13 protein-coding genes are annotated in these 18,844 nt (G+C 64.6%); 5 read left to right on the top strand and 8 right to left on the bottom strand.

The annotated features are described in order from the left end of the window. The first annotated feature begins 128 nt into the window (after window positions 1–128). Window positions 129–1,526, top strand: a complete 1,398-nt coding sequence (locus HQ394_RS05310) for an NAD(P)H-dependent flavin oxidoreductase (protein WP_190262402.1) — start codon at window positions 129–131, stop codon at window positions 1,524–1,526. A 65-nt stretch (window positions 1,527–1,591) separates the two neighbouring features. Here HQ394_RS05310 and HQ394_RS20670 read toward each other — a convergent pair whose 3' ends face one another. The 3 genes from HQ394_RS20670 to HQ394_RS05290 form a co-directional block, all read right to left on the bottom strand. Continuing rightward, entirely contained in the window at window positions 1,592–3,385 is a 1,794-nt protein-coding gene (locus HQ394_RS20670; protein ID WP_317628998.1) for a glycosyltransferase, read from the bottom strand. Between the two features lie 165 nt (window positions 3,386–3,550). Then, the gene (locus tag HQ394_RS05295) at window positions 3,551–4,375 is read right to left on the bottom strand and encodes an IS5 family transposase (RefSeq protein ID WP_190261407.1); all 825 of its coding nucleotides are present in this window, start codon (window positions 4,373–4,375) and stop codon (window positions 3,551–3,553) included. A 78-nt stretch (window positions 4,376–4,453) separates the two neighbouring features. Beyond that, window positions 4,454–5,800 carry a TldD/PmbA family protein gene (locus tag HQ394_RS05290; RefSeq protein WP_190262400.1) on the bottom strand — a complete coding sequence of 449 codons (1,347 nt, stop codon included), beginning with the start codon at window positions 5,798–5,800 and terminating at the stop codon, window positions 4,454–4,456. Between the two features lie 261 nt (window positions 5,801–6,061). Here HQ394_RS05290 and HQ394_RS05285 point away from each other — a divergent pair, with 261 nt between their 5' ends. From HQ394_RS05285 to HQ394_RS05270, 4 genes are all read left to right on the top strand, one after another. Beyond that, a complete protein-coding gene (locus tag HQ394_RS05285) occupies window positions 6,062–7,939 on the top strand; it encodes a 2-oxoacid:acceptor oxidoreductase subunit alpha (RefSeq protein WP_190262399.1) in 1,878 nt (625 codons plus the stop codon). A 1-nt stretch (window position 7,940) separates the two neighbouring features. Next, window positions 7,941–8,972 (top strand): 2-oxoacid:ferredoxin oxidoreductase subunit beta, encoded by a 1,032-nt coding sequence (locus tag HQ394_RS05280; RefSeq protein ID WP_190262398.1) that lies wholly within the window; start codon window positions 7,941–7,943, stop codon window positions 8,970–8,972. 47 nt (window positions 8,973–9,019) lie between these two features. Continuing rightward, window positions 9,020–10,327, top strand: coding sequence for an FAD-dependent oxidoreductase (locus HQ394_RS05275; RefSeq protein ID WP_223291864.1), 1,308 nt, complete (start codon window positions 9,020–9,022; stop codon window positions 10,325–10,327). 68 nt (window positions 10,328–10,395) lie between these two features. Beyond that, a complete protein-coding gene (locus HQ394_RS05270; RefSeq protein WP_190262396.1) occupies window positions 10,396–10,818 on the top strand; it encodes a rhodanese-like domain-containing protein in 423 nt (140 codons plus the stop codon). Between the two features lie 90 nt (window positions 10,819–10,908). Here HQ394_RS05270 and HQ394_RS05265 read toward each other — a convergent pair whose 3' ends face one another. From HQ394_RS05265 to HQ394_RS05245, 5 genes are all read right to left on the bottom strand, one after another. After that, a complete protein-coding gene (locus tag HQ394_RS05265; protein WP_190262395.1) occupies window positions 10,909–12,483 on the bottom strand; it encodes a choice-of-anchor I family protein in 1,575 nt (524 codons plus the stop codon). 170 nt (window positions 12,484–12,653) lie between these two features. Next, on the bottom strand, window positions 12,654–13,103 hold the full coding sequence (locus HQ394_RS05260) for an acyl-CoA thioesterase (RefSeq protein WP_190262394.1): 450 nt from the start codon (window positions 13,101–13,103) through the stop codon (window positions 12,654–12,656). A gap of 139 nt (window positions 13,104–13,242) precedes the next feature. Beyond that, on the bottom strand, window positions 13,243–14,004 hold the full coding sequence (locus HQ394_RS05255) for a hypothetical protein (RefSeq protein WP_190262393.1): 762 nt from the start codon (window positions 14,002–14,004) through the stop codon (window positions 13,243–13,245). 31 nt (window positions 14,005–14,035) lie between these two features. Then, a complete protein-coding gene (locus HQ394_RS05250; RefSeq protein ID WP_190262392.1) occupies window positions 14,036–16,009 on the bottom strand; it encodes an adenylate/guanylate cyclase domain-containing protein in 1,974 nt (657 codons plus the stop codon). 16 nt (window positions 16,010–16,025) lie between these two features. Beyond that, entirely contained in the window at window positions 16,026–18,572 is a 2,547-nt protein-coding gene (locus HQ394_RS05245; RefSeq protein ID WP_456151540.1) for a CHAT domain-containing protein, read from the bottom strand. Window positions 18,573–18,844: the final 272 nt, after the last annotated feature.

Below are 18,844 nucleotides of genomic sequence, written 5' to 3'. Positions count from 1 at the left end.
AGCACCGCCGCTCTGAGCGAGGCGCCTGCACTCGACGACTCGCTCGCTTTTCCCCATATCGACTCACGCAAGCGGGACTGGGGGAACGAAGACCGATTGCTGTGTTGCCGCTGGCAGGCTGAGGACTGATGAAAGTACTCGATGTGTTGCGCATTTCCGGCCGGGACGTCTTGCCGATCATCGAAGGCGGCAAGGGGGTCTCCATTTCCAACGGTCTCAGCGCCGGTGCTTTCGCGGCCGCCGACTGCGTCGGCACCTTCTCCGGCGTCAATGCGGATTTCTTCGACGGCGAAGGGCGGATCGTGCCGCAGGTTTATCGGGGCAAGACACGCCGCGAACGCTACGAGGAGCTGATCGCCTTTGCCACCCGTGGTGGGATTGCCCAGGCACGGATGGCACACGATACCGCCGGGGGCCGCGGCCGCATCCACATGAATGTGCTGTGGGAAGCGGCGGCGACGCCGCGCATCCTCCAGGGGATTCTCGAAGGTGCCAAGGGGCTGATCCACGGCATCACCTGTGGTGCGGGCATGCCATACCGGATGGCGGAGATCGCCGCCCGCTTTGGCGTTTCCTGCTATCCCATCGTTTCCTCGGCGCGCGCCTTTCGCGCGCTCTGGAAGCGTACCTATCACAAGTATCGCAGCGCATTGGGCGGCGTCGTCTACGAGGACCCGTGGCTCGCCGGTGGGCACAATGGCCTCAGCAACTCGGAAGACCCACGTCAGCCGGAATCGCCCTATCCGCGGGTGCTGGAGCTACGGCGCGAACTGCGCCAGTACGGTCTTGACGATACGCCGATCTTCATGGCCGGCGGCGTTTGGTATCTGCGCGAGTGGGACGACTGGATCGATAATCCAGAGCTTGGCCCAATCGCCTTCCAGTTCGGCACCCGCCCGCTGCTGACCACCGAGAGTCCGATTTCGGATGAATGGAAGCAGCGTCTGGTGGCGTTGAAAGCGGGCGATGTCTTCCTCAATCGCTTCAGTCCCACCGGCTTTTACTCGTCGGCGGTGCGCAACGCGTTCATTCAGGAACTGATCGAGCGCAACGAACGCCAGGTGGCCTTCAGCCGCGAACCGGTGGGCGAACATACCGAGATGCTTGCCATCGGTGTGCGTGGCCGCACAGTCTATGTGACACCGGCCGACCTGCGCCGGGCGCAAAGCTGGATCAACGCCGGCTTTACCGAGGCGATGCGCACGCCCGATGCGACGCTTGTGTTCGTCTCCCCGGAAAAGTCGCGCGAACTTCGTCTCGACCAGCAGGGCTGCATGGGCTGCCTCAGCCAGTGTCGTTTCTCCAACTGGGCGGAAAACGAGGAAGGGACCACCGGCCGACTCGCCGATCCTCGCTCCTACTGCATCCAGAAGACGCTGCAATCGATTGCGCATGGCGGCAGCATCGACGTCAACCTGATGTTCGCCGGCCACAATGCCTACCGCTTCTCCACCGACCCCTTCTATTCGAATGGCTTCGTGCCGACGGTAAAACAACTGGTGGAGCGGATCCTGACGGGGGATTGAGCGGCGCTCCGCTCCCCCGTCCTTTCGGTCGTCGCCCACAAGGTCGGTGCTCGCTTGTTGCGACCTTATCGCACGGGGACCACGTTGCCGATGAACTGGCGGGCGCTGTTGGCCCAAGAATAGGCCTCGGCGTGTTGGCGGCAGTGTGCCGGGTCGATCGCCAGCGCGCCCTCGATCGCATCTCGCAGATTGGCCGCCAGAACGCCGGCGCCGGAGCCGTCGATCACATCGAGTGGACCGGGAACCGGATAGGCGGCGACAGGAACACCTGACGCCAGCGCTTCCAGCATGACCAGACCGAAGGTGTCGGTGCGGCTGGGGAAGACGAAGACGTCGGCCGCAGCGTAGTGGCGGGCGAGTTCCTCGCCGCGCTTGACGCCGACGAAGACCGCCTCGGGGTATTTGCGCTGCATCTCCTCCTTCTGCGGGCCATCGCCGACGATGACCTTGGTGCCGGGAAAATCGAGAGCGAGAAAGTCCTCGATGCTCTTTTCGACCGCGATGCGACCCACATAAAGGCTGATCGGTCGCGGATACGGCAGGAAATCCTTGCTGCGCGGATGGAAGACGGCAGTATCGACGCCGCGCGACCAGCGGGCGATATGGCGGAAGCCGTGCCGGCGCAGGTTGGCCTCGATCGATGGCGTCGCCACCATGGTGCACGCGGCCGCGCCATGGAAGCGACGGAGGAAGGCGTAGGACCAGCCGACCCGGCAGNNCTGCCAGCGCGCATGCAGGTATTCGGGAAAGAGTGTGTGGAACGAGGTGGTGAACGGGTAGCGCCGCCGACGGCAGTAGCGTCGCGCCAGATGGCCGAGCGGGCCTTCGGTGGCGATGTGGATGGCGTCCGGATTGAGCGCGTCGATCGCCCGGGCGATGCCGATCGGGGTGGCCAGCGCCAGACGAATCTCCGGATAGGACGGACACGGGAACGAGCGGAATCCGTTCGGGGTGAGGAAATGAACGTTATGGCCGACAGCGCCGAGCTGGTCCTTCAGGATTTCCAGCGTGCGGACGACACCATTGACTTGAGGAAGCCAGGCGTCGGTGACGAGGCAGAGACGCATNTCCTGTTTATCAACCGGTGACATGGGCAACAGATGCGGCCGCTCGGCCCAGCGGATGATCTCCAGCCGGCCGTCGAAATGCTCCACCAGGGCGGTGCAGCTTTCGACCCAGTCGCCATCGTTGCAATAGAGGATATCGTCGAACCAACGAACCTCGGCGGTGTGAATGTGACCGCAAATCACGCCATCCACGCCGCGACGGCGCGCTTCGGCGACGACGGCGGATTCGTAGTTGCTTATGTATTCGACCGCATTTTTAACCTTGTGTTTGAGATAAGCCGACAGCGACCAGTAGGGAAAACCAAGCGTTCGGCGTGCACGGTTGAACCAGCCGTTGACAGCGAGCGCCCAGCTGTAGGCGCGGTCGCCGACAAAGGCTAACCACTTGGCGTACTTGACGATGCCGTCGAACTGGTCGCCGTGCATGACGAGAAATCGCTTGCCGTCGGCGGTTACGTGGATCGCCTCGCGCAGGACGGCAACGCGGCCGAAGCGATGCGCGGCAAAGTCGCGAAAGCTTTCGTCGTGGTTGCCGGGAATGTAAATGACGCGCGTCCCTTTGCGCGCCTTGCGCAGCACCTTCTGGATGACGTCGTTGTGTTCCTGCCGCCAGTACCAGGTGCGGCGCATTCGCCAGATGTCGATAATGTCGCCAACCAGATAAAGGTATTGCGACTCGGTCGACCGGAGAAAGTCCAGCAGCAGGACAGCATTGCAGCCACGCGTTCCGAGATGGATGTCGGAAATCCAAATAGAGCGAAACGTTTCGAGTGACTGCCTATCAGCGTTCATCAACAGGTCCTGGGGGCGCCAAGGGCTCTATTATAGAGACCGTTGACGCTTGATCACCTGTGATTGCGCGACGTCATAAAAGTTTAAGCAATCCGTCGTCTTTACGTCATCCAGGACCGTGAGCCGCCTGGCGCTTAGTGTCTGACTCGGAATCGCATAGGTTGTTCAGCCTCTTGCGATACGTCGCGAGAGGAGTTTGACGCTGGCCATCATGATCCAGCATTCGGCGCTGGCGATCGACTTTTCGAAGTCCTTGGCCAGTCGGCGGTTGCGGTTGAGCCAGGCGAGTGTCCGTTCGACCACCCAGCGGCGCGGCAGCACCTGGAAGCCGTCGGCGTCGGCGGCGCGCTTGACGATCGCCAGCGTCCAGCGGCCCAACCGGCCGAGCGCCGCCCGCAGCTTCTCCCCGGCGTAGCCGCCGTCGGCAAAGACGTAGCGCAGCCAGGGAAAGGCGCTGCGGATCGATGCGAGGAGCGGCACCGCGCCGTCGCGGTCCTGAATGCCGGCGGAATGGACGATCGCCGCCACCAGCAGTCCCAGGGTGTCGGTGAGGATGTGCCGCTTGCGGCCGTTGACCTTCTTGCCGGCGTCGTAACCGCGCGGGCCGCCCGCCTCCGTCGTTTTCACCGACTGGCTGTCGATCACCCCGGCCGACGGGCTCGCCTCCCGTCCCGCCGCCTCACGCGCCGTCAGCAGCAGGTGATGGTTGATCCGCCCCCAGGTGCCGTCGTCGCGCCAGCGATAGAAGTAGCCCTGCACCGTCGAGCGCGGTGGAAAATCCTTCGGCAGCATCCGCCACTGGCAGCCGCTGGACAGGATGTAGAACAGTGCATCGACTACCGCCCGCAGCGCTGTTGCGCGCGGCCGTCCCAGCCGGCGCGCTTGCGGCATCAAAGGCGCAATCAGCGCCCATTCCTCGTCCGTCGTGTCGCTTGCATACTTCAGTCCATCCCGCCGATACTTCGGCCGAGTGATTTCAGTCCAGGGCATCTTCGTCGCTCCGTCTTGCTGTCAACCAGACAGAATCACAACCCACTGAAATCACTCAACTCTTTTTCGGCCGGGCTCTTAGCGGCCGGCGATGGTCATCCCGTCGACGCGGACCGTCGGTGCATCGAGGCCGTAGCGAAAATCGAGGTCGTTGGCCGGGGTAAGGTGGCGGAACATCTCGATCAGGTTGCCGGAGACGGTAATCTCGCTGACCGAGTAGGCGATCTCGCCGCCCTCGACCCAGAATCCGGAGGCGCCACGACTGTAATCGCCGGTCACGCCATTGACGCCGAAGCCCATCAGGTCGGTGACGTAGAGGGCCGTTCCCGCTTCCGCCATCAGCTGCGCCGGGCTCAGCCCGCCGGCCTCGAGGTAGAAATTGCTGACACTCGCCGACGGCGGCGACGCAACACCGCGCGTGGCGTGTCCGGTGGGCGGTAGTCCGAGCTGGCGGGCGGAACGAAGCTCCAGCAGCCAGGTGGTGAGCACGCCGCAGTCGATCACCTGTCGCCGCTGCGTGGCGATCCCCTCCATGTCCACCGGCCGCGAGCGCAAGCCGCGCCGGCGTAGCGGATCGTCGATGATGGTGATGTCCGGTGCAAAGACTGCCGCCCCCATCTTGTCCTTGAGAAAGGTGGTGCCACGGGCGACCGCCTGACCATTGATCGCTGCGGCCAGGTGGCCGACCAGCGATCGGGCGACCCGCGGCGCGAAGATCACCGGCAACTGCATCGAGCCGATCTTACGCGGATTGAGCCGGCGGACGGCCTGCTCGCCGGCGTTGCGACCGAGCATGGCCGGGTCGGGAAGGTCGGCAGCGTAGACGGTGCCGGCGTAGTCGTAGTCCCGCTCCATGCCGGTGCCTGTCGCCAGCGAGGACAGAGACGGAGACGCTNNGTGCGACGAATAGGCAAAGCTGCGAGCGTAGCCATTGGTGGCGGCGACGGCACCCCTGGTGAGGCCCCAGCTGGCGTCGGCCCCTTCGGAGTTGGTCACCCCGGGAACTGCCAGTGCGGCCTCTTCCGCGGCGACGACGCGTGCCTGCAACGCCGACAGATCCACCGGCAGCGGATCGCATGCGTCCACGTCGGGAATGTCGCCGGCGACCGCGGACGCGTCGGCGAGACCACACAGCGGGTCTTCCGGGACGAAGCGTGCCATCGCTACCGCGCGCTCGACCAGGGCGCGTCGGCCCTCGTCAGACAAATCGGAGGTTGAGACCAGCGCCTGGCGCGTGCCGACGAAGACGCGCAGGCCCAGATCGACACCCTCGGCGCGCTCCACCGTCTCCTGCTTGCCGAGCCGCCATGACAGGCTCAGCCCTTGCCGGTCGATAAACACCGCATCGGCGGCATCGGCGCCGCAGCGTCTGGCGTCGGACAGCAGGGTATCGAGCAGGGCAAGAGATCGATCGGCGGTGATCATAGCGTTCCTTTGCGTGCTGGAGCGGCAGCAAAATGGCAAACAGAGTGTTTGCCCGTGGCCTGACGAGTGTTATGAAATTATCATCCTGTGTGGCACGCGCCACACCGCGATGGTTGACTCATCGCCAAGCGCGTTGCCAAATGGAATAGATCCTTCAAATTCGTACCATAGCAGCTAGATAAGTGGGAACGATCAGGTTCCAACCTCGGCGGTGACGCGAAAGCGCGTCGCACAAGAGCCGCAGACTATCGTCGGGAACATATGTCAACGAATACACTCGACCAACCCACCTTGCGCAACGCGACGCCGCGCGAGTCGCGTGAGTCGGTCGTCGTTCGCTTCGCCGGCGACTCCGGCGACGGGATTCAGCTCACCGGAGGCCGCTTTGCGGCGGTGACGGCACTTGCCGGCAACGACCTCGCGACCTTTCCGGATTTTCCGGCGGAGATCCGTGCCCCCACGGGAACCACATACGGCGTCTCCGCCTTTCAGATCAACTTCGGTGCGCGGGCGATCAAGACCGCGGGCGATNTCCCCGACGTTCTGGTCGCACTCAATCCGGCGGCACTCAAGGTCGAACTGGCCAAGGTGAAACCGGGTGGCATCGTCATCATCGACACTGGCGCCGTCTCTGCCCGCAGCTTGCGCAAAGCCGGCTATGCCGGAGACCCGCTCGAAGACGGCACGCTGCGTCCCTACCGGACGATTCGCGTCGACGTCTCGCGGTTGACCCTGGAAGCGGTCAAGCGGTTCGATCTTACCCAGAGTGACGGATTGCGCTGCAAGAACATGTGGACGCTCGGCCTCGTCTATTGGATGTTCGATCGCGATCGCCGTCCCACCGAGCAGTGGATCCGCCAGCGGTTTGCCAACGAGCCGGTGCTTGCGGACGCGAATATCGCCGCCCTCGACGCCGGGCATGCTTTTGGCGAAACCGCTGAACTGCAGGGCGACCTGCCCACCTTCAGCGTCGCGCCGGCTCACTTGCCGGCAGGGCTTTACCGGACCACCACCGGCGGCGAAGCACTGGCCTGGGGGCTGGTGGTCGGCGCGTATCTGGCTAACCTGCGGCTGTTCTTCGCCTCCTATCCGATCACGCCGGCGTCGCCGATCCTGCACACGCTGGCCAAGCTGTCGCACCTGGGGACGACAACCCTGCAGGCGGAGGACGAGATCGCCGCCTGTTGCGCTGCCATCGGTGCCTCCTTTGCCGGCGCCATCGGCATCACCTCGTCTTCCGGGCCGGGGCTGGCCTTGAAGAGCGAGGCCATCAGCCTCGCCGTCGCCGTCGAACTGCCGCTCGTCGTCATCAACACCCAGCGTGCCGGGCCGTCCACTGGCATGCCAACGAAGACCGAGCAGTCGGACCTGCTGCAGGCGCTCTATGGCCGTCACGGCGAGACGCCGCTGGCGGTACTGGCCGCGAGTGCGCCGGCCGATTGCTTCGATGTGGCGGTAGAGGCGGTGCGCATCGCGACGAAGTACATGACGCCGGTGATCGTGCTCTCCGATGGTTACATCGCCAACGCCGCTCAGCCCTGGCACGTGCCGGACGTGAATGCGTTGCCGGCGTTCCCGGTGGCCTTTCGCACCGAAGTCGACGGCTTTCAGCCCTTCCTGCGCGATCCGACGACCATGGCCCGCGCCTGGGCGGTGCCGGGCACGGCGGGTCTGGAGCATCGGATCGGCGGCATCGAGAAGGACTTCATCTCCGGGCACATTTCCTACGACCCGGCCAATCACCAGCGGATGACCGAAGCCCGGGCGGCGAAGATCGAGCGGATCGCCACCGACATTCCGCCCCAGTCAGTGGACCAGGGGCCGACGTCGGGACGCTTGGCAATCGTCGGCTGGGGTTCGACGCATGGGCCGATCAGCCGTGCCGTCGGGACGCTGCTTGCCGAGGGCTACAGCGTCGCCCACATCCATCTGCGCCATCTCTCGCCGCTACCGGCCAACCTGGGCCAGCTGCTGGCCGGCTACGAGCACGTGCTTGTGCCGGAGATGAATCAGGGGCAGTTGCTGCAACTACTGCGCAGCCGCTATCTACTGAATGCAGAGGGGCTCAACAAGATCGCTGGCCAGCCGTTCAAGATCGAGGAGATCGAAACGGCGGTGCGGCAACGACTGGGAAACTGAGATGAACGTTATCACCCCCGTGGCACCGGCGCGGCCGGCGCTGTCACCGAAGGACTACGCGACCGATCAGGAGGTCCGCTGGTGCCCCGGTTGCGGTGACTACGCCATATTGAAGGCGGTGCAGAAGACGCTCGCTGACCTCGGCGCACGGCGGGAAGATACCGTGTTCGTCTCCGGAATCGGCTGCTCGTCGCGGTTTCCCTACTACATGTCGACCTACGGTTTTCACACCATCCACGGCCGTGCACCGGCGGTGGCGACCGGGGTCAAGCTCGCCAATCCGGATCTCGACGTCTGGCTGGTCACCGGCGATGGCGACGCCCTGTCCATCGGTGGCAATCATCTGCTGCACGTCCTGCGCCGCAACATCGATCTGCAGATCATGTTGTTTAACAACGAGATATACGGTTTGACCAAGGGCCAGTATTCGCCCACGTCGCGGACTGGTACCCGCACCCCGACGTCACCCCGGGGCTCGCTGGAGCAGCCGATCTCGGCGGCGCAATTTGCGCTCGGCGCCGGCGCCCGTTTTGTTGCTCGCTCGATCGATACGCTGCAAAAACACTTGGTGGAGGTGCTGAAGGCGGCCAAGGCACACCACGGCGCCTCCTTCGTCGAGATCTTCCAGAACTGCATCGTCTACAACGACGCGGTCTTCGCCGGTTTCACCGAGAAGGACGTGGCTGCGTCGACACAGTTGCATGTGCGGCATGGCGAGCCGTTGCTGTTCGGACCGAACAAGAGCCGCGGCCTTGTGCTCAACACCCGGTCACTGACGCTGGAAGCGGTCACGCTCGGCGAAAATGGCGTCAGCGTGGATGACATCCTCGTTCACGACCAGACCAACAAGACTCTGGCGATCCTGCTGGCGTCGCTGGAACCGCCGTCGATGCCGGTGGCGCTCGGCGTGCTCTACTGCAACCCGGCGACGACGCTCGATGCCGCGGTCGAGGCGGCAATGTCGCCGCTGCCGTCGGTAGAGAAGCTGAACGCGCTGCTGCGCGGCGGTGATACCTGGACCATAACCGGTTGATGCTGTCGCACCGACAACAGTAAGGCATGCGGCAGGAGGACGCTGGCGTGGGCATCACGGTCGCCATCATCGGTGCCGGGCCGGCGGGATTTTATACCGTCGAGGCACTGCTGGAACGTTGCCAGACGGTGACGATCGACATCATCGAACGACTGCCCACGCCCTATGGTCTGGTGCGTGCCGGCGTCGCACCGGATCACCAGAGCACCAAGCAGGTGGTTCGGAAGTTCGAACAGACCGCCCTCGCTAACCTCGTGCACTTTTACGGCAACGTCGAAGTCGGCCGCGACATCACGATCGATGACCTGCTCGCACAGTACGATGCTCTGGTGGTGGCCGCGGGTGCACCGAACGACCGCATGCTGGGGGTGCCCGGCGAACAGCTTGAAGGGGTTTACGGCGCTTCCGCTTTTGTCGGCTGGTACAACGGTCACCCCGACTTTCGCGATCTCAACCCCCGCCTGTCGCCGTCGACGGTGGTGATCGGCAACGGCAATGTGGCCCTCGACATCGCCCGCATTTTGGTCAAGACACCGGACGAGATGGCCGCTTCCGATATCCCCGGCTATGCTCTGGATGCCATTGCCGCGGCGGGGATCGAAACTGTTCACGTCCTGGGACGCCGGGGCCCGGCAAATACCAAGTTCGCCCCGGCTGAGATGCGCGAAATCGCTCGGCTGACCGATTGCACGCCGCTTGTTGATCCGGCCGACATGCCGGAGGATGCCGCTGATGACGACAAGGTGCTGAAGCTTTTCCGCAGCTTTTCTGCGGTCGCCCCCTGCGGTGCACACAAGCGACTGCAGTTCCAGTTTTTTGCTGCACCCGAGGCAATCATCGGCCACGCGCACGTAGAGGCGCTCCGCTATCGTCGCAACCGGGTGGAAGCCGGTCGTCTGGTGGCGACTGACGCGGTGTGCGACATCGCCTGCGGCACGGTGATCACGGCAATCGGTTATCGGGCGAGCCCATTGCCGGGCGTGCCCTTCAATGCGGATGCGGGTCGGGTGGAGAACATTAACGGTCGCGTCGACTCCAGACTGTTCGCCGTCGGTTGGGCGAAGCGCGGGCCCACCGGGGTCATCGGCAGTAACAAGCCGGACGGCGAGCACTGTGCCGAGCAAATCCTTGCCGAACTGGGATCGGACGCGGCTGCCACCGCCCGGCCCGGACGGGCAGGCCTGGAGCGCTTGCTCGCAGAGCGGCAGATTCGCTATGTGACCTTCGATGACTGGCGGCTGCTCAACGAGCAGGAGGTCACGCGTGCCGACGCGCCGGCACCGCGGCGCAAGTTTACCAGTTTCGCCGAAATGATGGCGGTGCTTGGCGCGGCGCGTCGGCAGCGCCTGGGATGAGGCTGGCAGCGCTGTGGCAACCGGCCGCCGTCGCAACGTCAATGCATGGGTATGGAGGAGATGATCCGATGGCCGACGAATACGCGGGAGATATCATGCCGAAGGACGCCTGGGCAATGCTGGCGAAGGAGCCTAACGCGGTTCTGGTCGATGTGCGAACCGCTGCCGAGTGGTCGTTCGTCGGCATCCCCGATCTGAGCAGTCTCGGCAAGGACGCCGTTTACAACTCCTGGGTCCTGTTTCCGACCATGGAGCGCAATCCGCGCTTTGTCGCCGAGACGGAAAAAGTGGTCGCTGATCCAACGGCGCCGATCCTGTTTCTGTGCCGATCGGGGGCGCGTTCGCGCGCCGCGGCGATCGCGATGACCCAGCGCGGCTACAGCCGCTGCTACAATATTCTCAATGGGTTCGAGGGCGACATGGATCAGGGCCGTCACCGCAACTCCGTCACCGGCTGGCGGGCCGACTCTCTCCCCTGGGTGCAAAGCTGATCGCTGGCGTCGTTAACGGACCAAGGACGGCGAGGGGTATCGCCCGATGTTCCCCTCGCCGCAAGGTTCGCCTAGCCTCGATGCAGGCTTTTAGGGCACGCGCTTGACGTAGTAGATCGAGGTGCTGCCGCTGACCTCGTTGGCGACGATGAGGAGCGGGGTGCCGGTGGGGGAGTGGCCGGCGGGGACGAACTCGACGCCTTCCGGTCCGAGGTCGCCCGCGATTCCCTTCTCTGCGTCGCCGGCAAAGTCGCGGTTGTTGATGTACTGGACAAACGTGGGCGCCAGCGGGTTGTCGATGTTGTAAGCTACGACCCCGCCGATCCGTTCGAGCCCGATGAACGCGAACAGATGGCCGTTGACCTGGCCGACGGCAACTCCCTCCGGCTCTGGGCCTTTGTTGTCGCTGCGCGTATCGAAGGAATTATTCTTGGCGTTGTCGGAATTGAAGTCGGCCGGCAACGCGGCGGCGGTGATCTGTTCCAGGGCAGCCCCGCTATCCCAGGCGAGCGTGCCGTCAGCACCCCAGATCGAGAATGAGCGGGCACCGAAGGCGAACAACTGGTCGTAGTCGCCATCGCCGTCGGTGTCGCCGTCGAGCTTGGAGACGGTCAATCGGCCAAGGTTCTCGTCCTGCTGCAGTGTCGACGCATTGGGAAAGACGGTCGGATCAAGCTTGAGGTTCTTGACCCGGGCGGTCTCGCCACCCGGCAGGAAGTCGTCGCGATCGTCGCCCTCGTTGGCGCTGATCAGGTAGGTTTTGCCTTTGCCACTGAAGGCGACGAGGCCGTCCGGCATATAGAAGCCGCTGGCCGGCCAGTTGACGATGTTGATCTTGCCGTCTTTATCGCTGGCGTCGAGCGGGTTGGCGGCAAGAGCGAAGTTCTTGCTGCCGAGGCCGACAATATCATCGATCGACTTTGTCTTGAGGTCGACGAAGGCAAGGGCATTGTTTTCCTGCAGCGAGACCCAGGCGCGGCTGCCGTCGGGGGCGACGGCGATATACTCCGGCTCCAGATCCTGCGCCACCGTCGCGTTCGGATCGACGAAGCGGACCCCCTTGGCGATCAACTGGGTCTTCTGGCCGTTGTAGGCCTCGAAGCCGAGGGTGGTGACCACCGCGTGGCGCGGCCCCTTGGCAATGTCGATCAGCGAGATCGACCCTACCGGGTTGGGCAGGCCGGTGCCTTCCGTCGCTTCGCCCTCGTTGGCGACGAGGACGGACTTGCCGTCAGGGGTGAAGGTGAGCATGTCCGGCTGAGCACCCACCTCGACGGCGCTGAGGAAGGTGCCGGTGACGGTGTAGAACAGCACGTGGCCGGGTTCGGTCTTCGGTTCGGCCTCGACGGCGATGGCAATCAACCCGCGTGCGGTGGCGACGCTGTTCGGGCTGCCGTAGTCCAGCACACTGAGCGCACCTACCTTGACGGGGTTTGCCGGGTCGCTGAGATCGAGGATGTCGATGCTCTCGCTGTCACCGTTGACGACGAATGCCCGCTTCGTTGCGCAGTCATAGGCACTGATTTCTGCCGCACCTTCGCCGTAAACGCCCGTCTTGTAGCTGCCGGCCAGTTCCAGCCGGATCGACGATTTAGCCAGTGCGGCGCTGTTGATGAGCACCACGCTCGCCAGCGCGGCCGTCGCGCCCAGAATGAATGGTCGCATGTGGTCTTCCCTCCAGTCCCGTTATCGCCCGCGGATCCGCCGATCCGCCTCCGCCTGAGTTTGGCGTCCGCAGTTTACCTGCTGCCAGCCCGCGGGCAGGGTCATCGAGGTGAAGTTTTCGTGACGTCGCTCGGCGATCGAGGGGAATAGAGCGAAAAAGACGGCGTGCGTCAGGTCATGTTGGCGCGCAGATGATCGACGAGGTCCGGCGGCAACGGCGTCGCCTTGCCGCCGTCGTCCATGTCGACCCAGACCAGTACTGCGTCCGAGGTGGCGAAGCAGATGTTGTCCATGAACAATCCCTGGCCAATGCGGCAGGAGGTACGGCCGATATGCTCGACCCGTGAACCGACAACCACGTCGCCCGGAAAATGCGCCTGGGCTAGGAAGTGAACCGTCAGCTTGACGATCACCCAGCCTGCTCCCTCGCCGGAGGTGGATCCGGGCGCGAGAAACTCGGCGAACTCGACGCGACCGGTTTCACAATAGGTGGCGGTCGCGACGTTATTGACGTGTCGGTACCGGTCAACGTCGGAGAATCGCACCTTCTCCCGGGTGAAGAAGGCGTAGGCGGCAGGGTCGGTGGGGTCGTGGGCAGGGGTGTCCGATGCCTTGGTCATGGTTGAGGCTATGTTTCCTGGTTCGTTGTCCGTTGCGGCGAGGGGACGTTCTCGCCGGGGTGCGAACATAAGGAATAGGCCCGGCACCGTGACGCCGGCAACGCCTCTTTCCTGACTCTTCGTCCATCTCTCGCTTTGATCAGTTGGTCAGCTGAGTGAGCAGCCTTTTCGCCTGGCGGACGCAGCCGGCATCAGACATCCAGGCAACCTGGGCAATGCCGCTTGATTTGTCGGCGGGAATAACCCGAATGAACAGGCGGCGCTCCCAGGTGTTGCCGGTATCGCGGATGGCATACTCACCGCCGTCGCGCAGCTGCAGCGTCGGTGGCCACGGCGCCGTCTGTTTGCCGGGGATGATCTCGATCGCGCCTTCGCGCCCGGTGGCGAGTTGCAGCAGGATAAGCGAGGCGGCCTGACTGGCGTCGGCGCGCCAGAGAAACGGCTCGACCCCGCTTGGCACACAGACAGTCTCAGCGTGCATCATGTTTATCGCCCACACCTCCGGCGGGGTGTCGGCGCCATCACCGCCTTCGGCACCACGGAAGGTGCCCCATGACGAGGCCGATGGTCCCTTATCGGCGAACAGTCGCGACAGTGCCGGAACGACACCCTTATCGCCACCCGCCGCGGCACCGCCGGCGGCAGGCGCGGCGGCCGTCGGTGTACCGGAATACGGTCCCTCGATCCGGTTCACCTTACCGTCGTCGCCGACGATGGCAATCCGCGCTCCGGCCGGAACGACCAGTGGGCTTGTGGTATTGATCACCTGCCCGGCGGGCAGTTGCGGCGCCGTCGACTCGACAATAACCAGCTCGGCCGCACCGGCGGCAGAGAGCGGCACCAGCAGAACCGCCAAGACCATCGCGGATGCCGCGAACAACAGTCCTCTTGCGTAGGTCACCCACTTCTCCCGTTGCTTCGAGTGTACTGCTTCACTTCTCAGCCAGGCGAAGCACCACTCCGGTCTCGCCATTCGCCAATCGCTTCGCCTGAAAGCGAACGAGGCCGTCATCCGGATTGGCAGCGGCCATCGCGGCGAACGCGTCGTAGGCACAGGTTGCATGCTCCCGCAACCGGTCATAGGCCTCAAGATATTTCTTGAGATCGATTGTCGTGGCCAACGCCGGGGTTAATGGCTCGTATACGTCGATCGGCTCGCTCTTACCGACGACGATCAGCGAGCCAATGGGCCGAAAGGTGATCCCCGAGCAGCGGCCGGCCGTCGCGCCGCTGACGCAGACCAGGGTTCCCAGATGCTTGTTGGCCGACTCCAGGCGGGCGGTGGCGTTCACCATATCGCCGTAGGCGGTGTAATCGAAGAAGCGATCGCCGCCAAAATTACCGACCACGGCAGACCCGGTGTGGACGCCGATCCGGGTATCGCCAAATTGGCTTCCCTTTGCCCGTTCGCTGGCGGCGAAACTGCGGGCAAAGGCGTCCATCGCCATGGCGCAGCGGACGGCACGCTCGGGATGATCCGGCTGCTCCAGCGGGGCGCCGAACATGAGATGGAGAGCATCACCCACCAGCTTGTCGATCGTTCCGTCGTGCTCGAAGGCGATCCGGCACAACTCGTTGAGGTAGGCGTTGAGCGTAGCCACCGCTTGTTCGGGATCCGTGGCTTCGACCCAGGAGGTGAAGCTGGCGACGTCGGTGAACAGGCAACTGATCTCCCGCTTCTCGCCACCCAAGCGCAACCGTTCAGGATCGCGGATCAGCGCCTCCACCACCGCCGGCGAGGTGAAACGGGTGAATGCCTCCTGAATGAAGGTGCTGTGACGACGACTGCGCCCACGCCAGTAGGCGTTGCCGGCGGCGAAGGTCAGCGCGAACGCCAGACTCGGCGTCACCAGTGGAATCAACACGCCCACCCACTGGAACAGCGCGAATCCAACCAGCCAGAGGGCGGCGAAGGAGGCGACGCCGATGGCGGTGTGCAGCGGNATCGACAGATTGAGCGCGGCAATCAACATCGCCGCCGCGGTGATCACGGCCACGGTCGTGGCATCGGTGAGCGGTGTAATCGCCTCTGCGCGGCGGCCGTCAAGCAACTGGGCGATGGCGTGCGCATGAATAGCGACCCCTGGTTGCGAGCCGCGCTGTTCGCCGTAAACCGTCGTCGCCGGCGTCCGGTGCTGGTCGATGTGCGGCAGATCGGAGCCGATCAGGACGATCTTGCCGGTAAACCAGGCTTTCGGCATCAGCGACAGCATGTGGGCGGCAAAGCTGCGGAAGGGTGGCGTCGTCGCGTCGGGCGGCTGACGGAAGGCGAGCGGCATCGCTTGCAGGGCAGAGTCGGGGGCGGCAACGTTCGCCACACCGGCCGCCCGCGCCACCGCCCAGGGGAACCCGTCAATGGCGGTTCCCTGCCAGTCGCGTCCCGGATAAATCCAGCGGACGACGCCAAGGTAGGGGTCGGTGAGGATGGTTACGTAGCCCTTGTGCAGACCATAGAGGTAGGCGGCAAGAAATTGGCTCTGCGGTTCACGCAAGCCGTCGTCCGCATCCGCCCAGGCGAGGACGGTGGGCGTGTGCAACCCTTGCAGGACGCGGTGCAACTGGTTGTCCTTCGCCGATTCCGTCGCCTGATCGAACAGCAGATCGATGCCGATGGCCTTGACGCCAGCATCGTCCAGCCATTGCAGGATGTCAGCGAGGAAGGCGCGATCCACTGGCGAGCGGTAGGCGAGGGTTGCCAGCGTCTCTTCGGTGATCGTCACCAGGACAATGTCCGAGCGTTGCGGTTCTGCCGGCGTCAGCAATGCTACCCTGAGATCCACCAGCCATTGTTCGGCGACGGCAAAGAAGGGGACCAGGCGTGGTGCGAAGTAACTGGCGCTACCGCAGGCGAGACAGATCGCCGCGACCGGCAACAGGACCCGCAGGCGCCAGCGATCGCTGCTCATGCGCCGTGGGTTAACGCTAGTGCGTCGGCACCGCTAGCGCTGCCCGGGGCTGCAGGCGCTTGCCGCCGTCACCGACGATACTGAACGCACCCCAGTTCAGCGGGTGCGCCGTGCGCGGATCGGCGATTAGCGCCGTCTGCGCCTGACGCAGTGCCTCGGCGAGGGTCAGTTGACGAGCCACCAGATCGCCAAAAAATGTCGTCATCAGCTTCTGCGTCGGGGTATCGGGGATGCGCCAGTGAGTGACCAGCAGCGCCCGCGCCCCGGCGTAGAAGAAGGCGCGCGCCAAACCGGAAAGGCTGTCGCCGCCCATGCCGCCGTCAGGCGCCGCAGTGTTACATGCCGAGAGCACGACCAGATCGGCATCAAGCGAAAGCTCGGCGATCTCGCTGGCGACGAGGAGGCCGTCATTGTCGCCATCGCCACCGCCCGATGTGAGGAGCAACGGCTCGGCCCAGCAATTGAAGTCGTGCGGCAACAGGGCATGGGTGGCGAAATAGACCACCCGGAAGTCGGCAAGGTGTTCGCTTCGCACCGTCTTTTCGGTGAAATCAGGTTGCAGGTGATTGACGCTGCCGGCACCGCCGAGTGCCGTCCTCGCCGCCTGCAACTCAGGCACTGTTCCGGGCAGCCGTGGCATGTCCGCCAATGACTTGATGGCCTGACGACAGGTTTCGGGAAGCCCGCGCGCTTTTAGCGTTGCTTCGATGTTGCGATCGGGCAGGAAGTCGCCGAAGCCCACCATGCCACGGGTCGCCTGCGATGGCTGCACTGTCGTGCGCAGGGCAACAAAGGATTGCACCGATGGCGCGAGAGTCAGTCCAACTTGTTTCGCCAGCCAGGCGACGTGACTGTAGTCGTCGCGAGCGGCCGGGTTCGGCGGCTCGCTGACGAGGAGACCGAAGGGCATGCTGGTCAGGGGACCGCTCGGCACGTAGATCAGGTGCTTCGCCCGCGCCAGCCGCGGTGCGACCGGGGCGAGGAGCTTGCCATAGAGCTCGTAGGCCGTCGCGGTATCGAAGGGTGCCCCCAGCACCTGATCGAAGGGCGCGCGCAGCAGGGTGACAAAGCGGAGAGCCGCCTGCTCGCCAACTTCGATCCGATAGACCTCTGTACCTGAGGCATCGATGATGAAACCCAACGCATGTGTTGGGCCGACGATGATCTGCAGCAGCGCTTCGTCTGGCATCAGTGCCGCCGCCACCGCCTGCGGTGTGGTGGGCGTGTCGATCAGCTGGTTGTAGCGTGGTGCCGCCACCTGCACCTCCCGCTCCGCCGCGGAGACCTTGGCGCTGGCCGTCTGCCAGCGTGCTTCCAGTGCCTCGATCTGCGGCGCCAGCGCCGACGGCGACGCCTGTGCCTGGAGCAGTGCCTGCGCCGCGGCATCGCGCTCGCGCTGCGCATCCTGCAGGGCGCGGATCAAACTGCCCACCTCGCGGTCGCTGGCCGAAAGCCTGGCCGCGGCAAGGGCGATGCTTTGGCTGGTCTCGCTGCTGCGGATAAGCTGGCCCACGGCGAACATGTCCGCCTGCAGGTCCGCGCGGGCTTGCGGATTGCGTGCCGCTTCGGTGAGGGCGAGATCGAAATACGCCGCCGCATCATCGAAGCGAACGCCGGAGCCGGCGGCCTTGATCAGCACGAACCCGGCCCGAAAGGTCGTGAGCGCCGATTGCTCCTGTCCTTCCGCGGCGCGCACCCGGCCCAGGTCGAGCAGTGCCAGCGCTTCGTTGGGGAGCCGGCGCCGAGCGCCCGATAACCGTCGNATCGCGTCGCTGAGGAAGCTGTCGGCGGCCGTGAGATTGCCGCGTCGCTCGGCGACAAGGCCCTGCAGGACCTGCAACTGCGGCCGCCATTGGCGGGGCGCGCGCGGTTCCGTATCAAGGATGGCAAGCGCGTCGTTCAGGGCCGCATCCGCCTTGTCGAGTTCACCCTGGCGCAACAGCATCGCCGCCTCAATCGAGCGGCTGTGGACGATGTCGCCCTGTGCCGTTTCGCCGCCGCCCAGAGAACGAAGCGACAGTTGTGATGAGCGTCCGCGGGTACCGCCGACGGCGACAGGCACGGAGGCCACCTGCTCGAGCTGATCGGAGGACCCAGGCACCTTGGTTGCGAGCACGCGTCTTGCATTCGAGGCGTCTTCGGCCATTTCCGCCGCCCGCTGCGAGCGCTTCTGATTGGCGAAATCGATGGCGCGATAGCTGGTTAGCCGGGATTCATCTGCCGGATCAAGGGAATAGGGAAGGAGTGCCTCCGCCTGGGCGAAGAAAGCCTGTGCCTCGGCAAAGCGCTCCTGGTTGCTCAGCTCGAGGCCGACATGCATCAGCACATAGGCGAGACCGCCATCGTTGTTGGCCGAGCGCTCTTCCTGCAGCGCCAGCGCTCGCCGATAGAGCTTCTCGGCTTCCGGATAGTTGCCCTGCCGATTGTAGTATTGCGCCGTATGCAAGAGTTGCCGGTAGGCGGCGAGTTGGCCGGCGCTGTAGAGGCGCGTACCCGTGGTGTTGCCACCGTCCTCGGCCGCCTTGCTTGCCGCACTGCTGGGCGGCCTCTCCCGGCCGGACATGATCGCCATCGCCCGCTCCAGCACCTCCGTGGCTGCCGGAATGCTGTCGCCCATGTAGGCGGTATCGCCGATCCGCGCCACCATCGCTTGGTACGACCAGCTGCCGGGACGAACGGCGCAGGCAAAGGTCAGGGCAGGGACGTCGCCCAGGACCGCTGCGGGCTTGGGTGTTTGGCAGTTGGCAAAGCCGTCAAGGCTGGCGCGCCAAGCGCTCGATTGCGCCAGGTCGTCGAGCGATCCGGAACCGGTGGAGCGGACCAGCCGGGCGCTCG

Origin of the sequence: Defluviicoccus vanus (genome assembly GCF_014672695.1) — a bacterium.
Taxonomy (GTDB): domain Bacteria; phylum Pseudomonadota; class Alphaproteobacteria; order Rhodospirillales; family Defluviicoccaceae; genus Defluviicoccus; species Defluviicoccus vanus.
Note: the sequence above shows the minus strand (reverse complement) of the source record. Positions and strands in the feature narration are given on the sequence as shown.

Bases quoted from the DNA above. Each gene is read 5' to 3' on its own strand.
- HQ394_RS05310 (WP_190262402.1), top strand. From the start codon at position 129: ATGAAAGTACTCGATGTGTTGCGCATTTCCGGCCGGGACGTCTTGCCG.
- HQ394_RS05295 (WP_190261407.1), bottom strand. From the start codon at position 4,375: ATGCCCTGGACTGAAATCACTCGGCCGAAGTATCGGCGGGATGGACTG.
- HQ394_RS05280 (WP_190262398.1), top strand. From the start codon at position 7,941: ATGAACGTTATCACCCCCGTGGCACCGGCGCGGCCGGCGCTGTCACCG.
- HQ394_RS05270 (WP_190262396.1), top strand. From the start codon at position 10,396: ATGGCCGACGAATACGCGGGAGATATCATGCCGAAGGACGCCTGGGCA.
- HQ394_RS05265 (WP_190262395.1), bottom strand. From the start codon at position 12,483: ATGCGACCATTCATTCTGGGCGCGACGGCCGCGCTGGCGAGCGTGGTG.
- HQ394_RS05260 (WP_190262394.1), bottom strand. From the start codon at position 13,103: ATGACCAAGGCATCGGACACCCCTGCCCACGACCCCACCGACCCTGCC.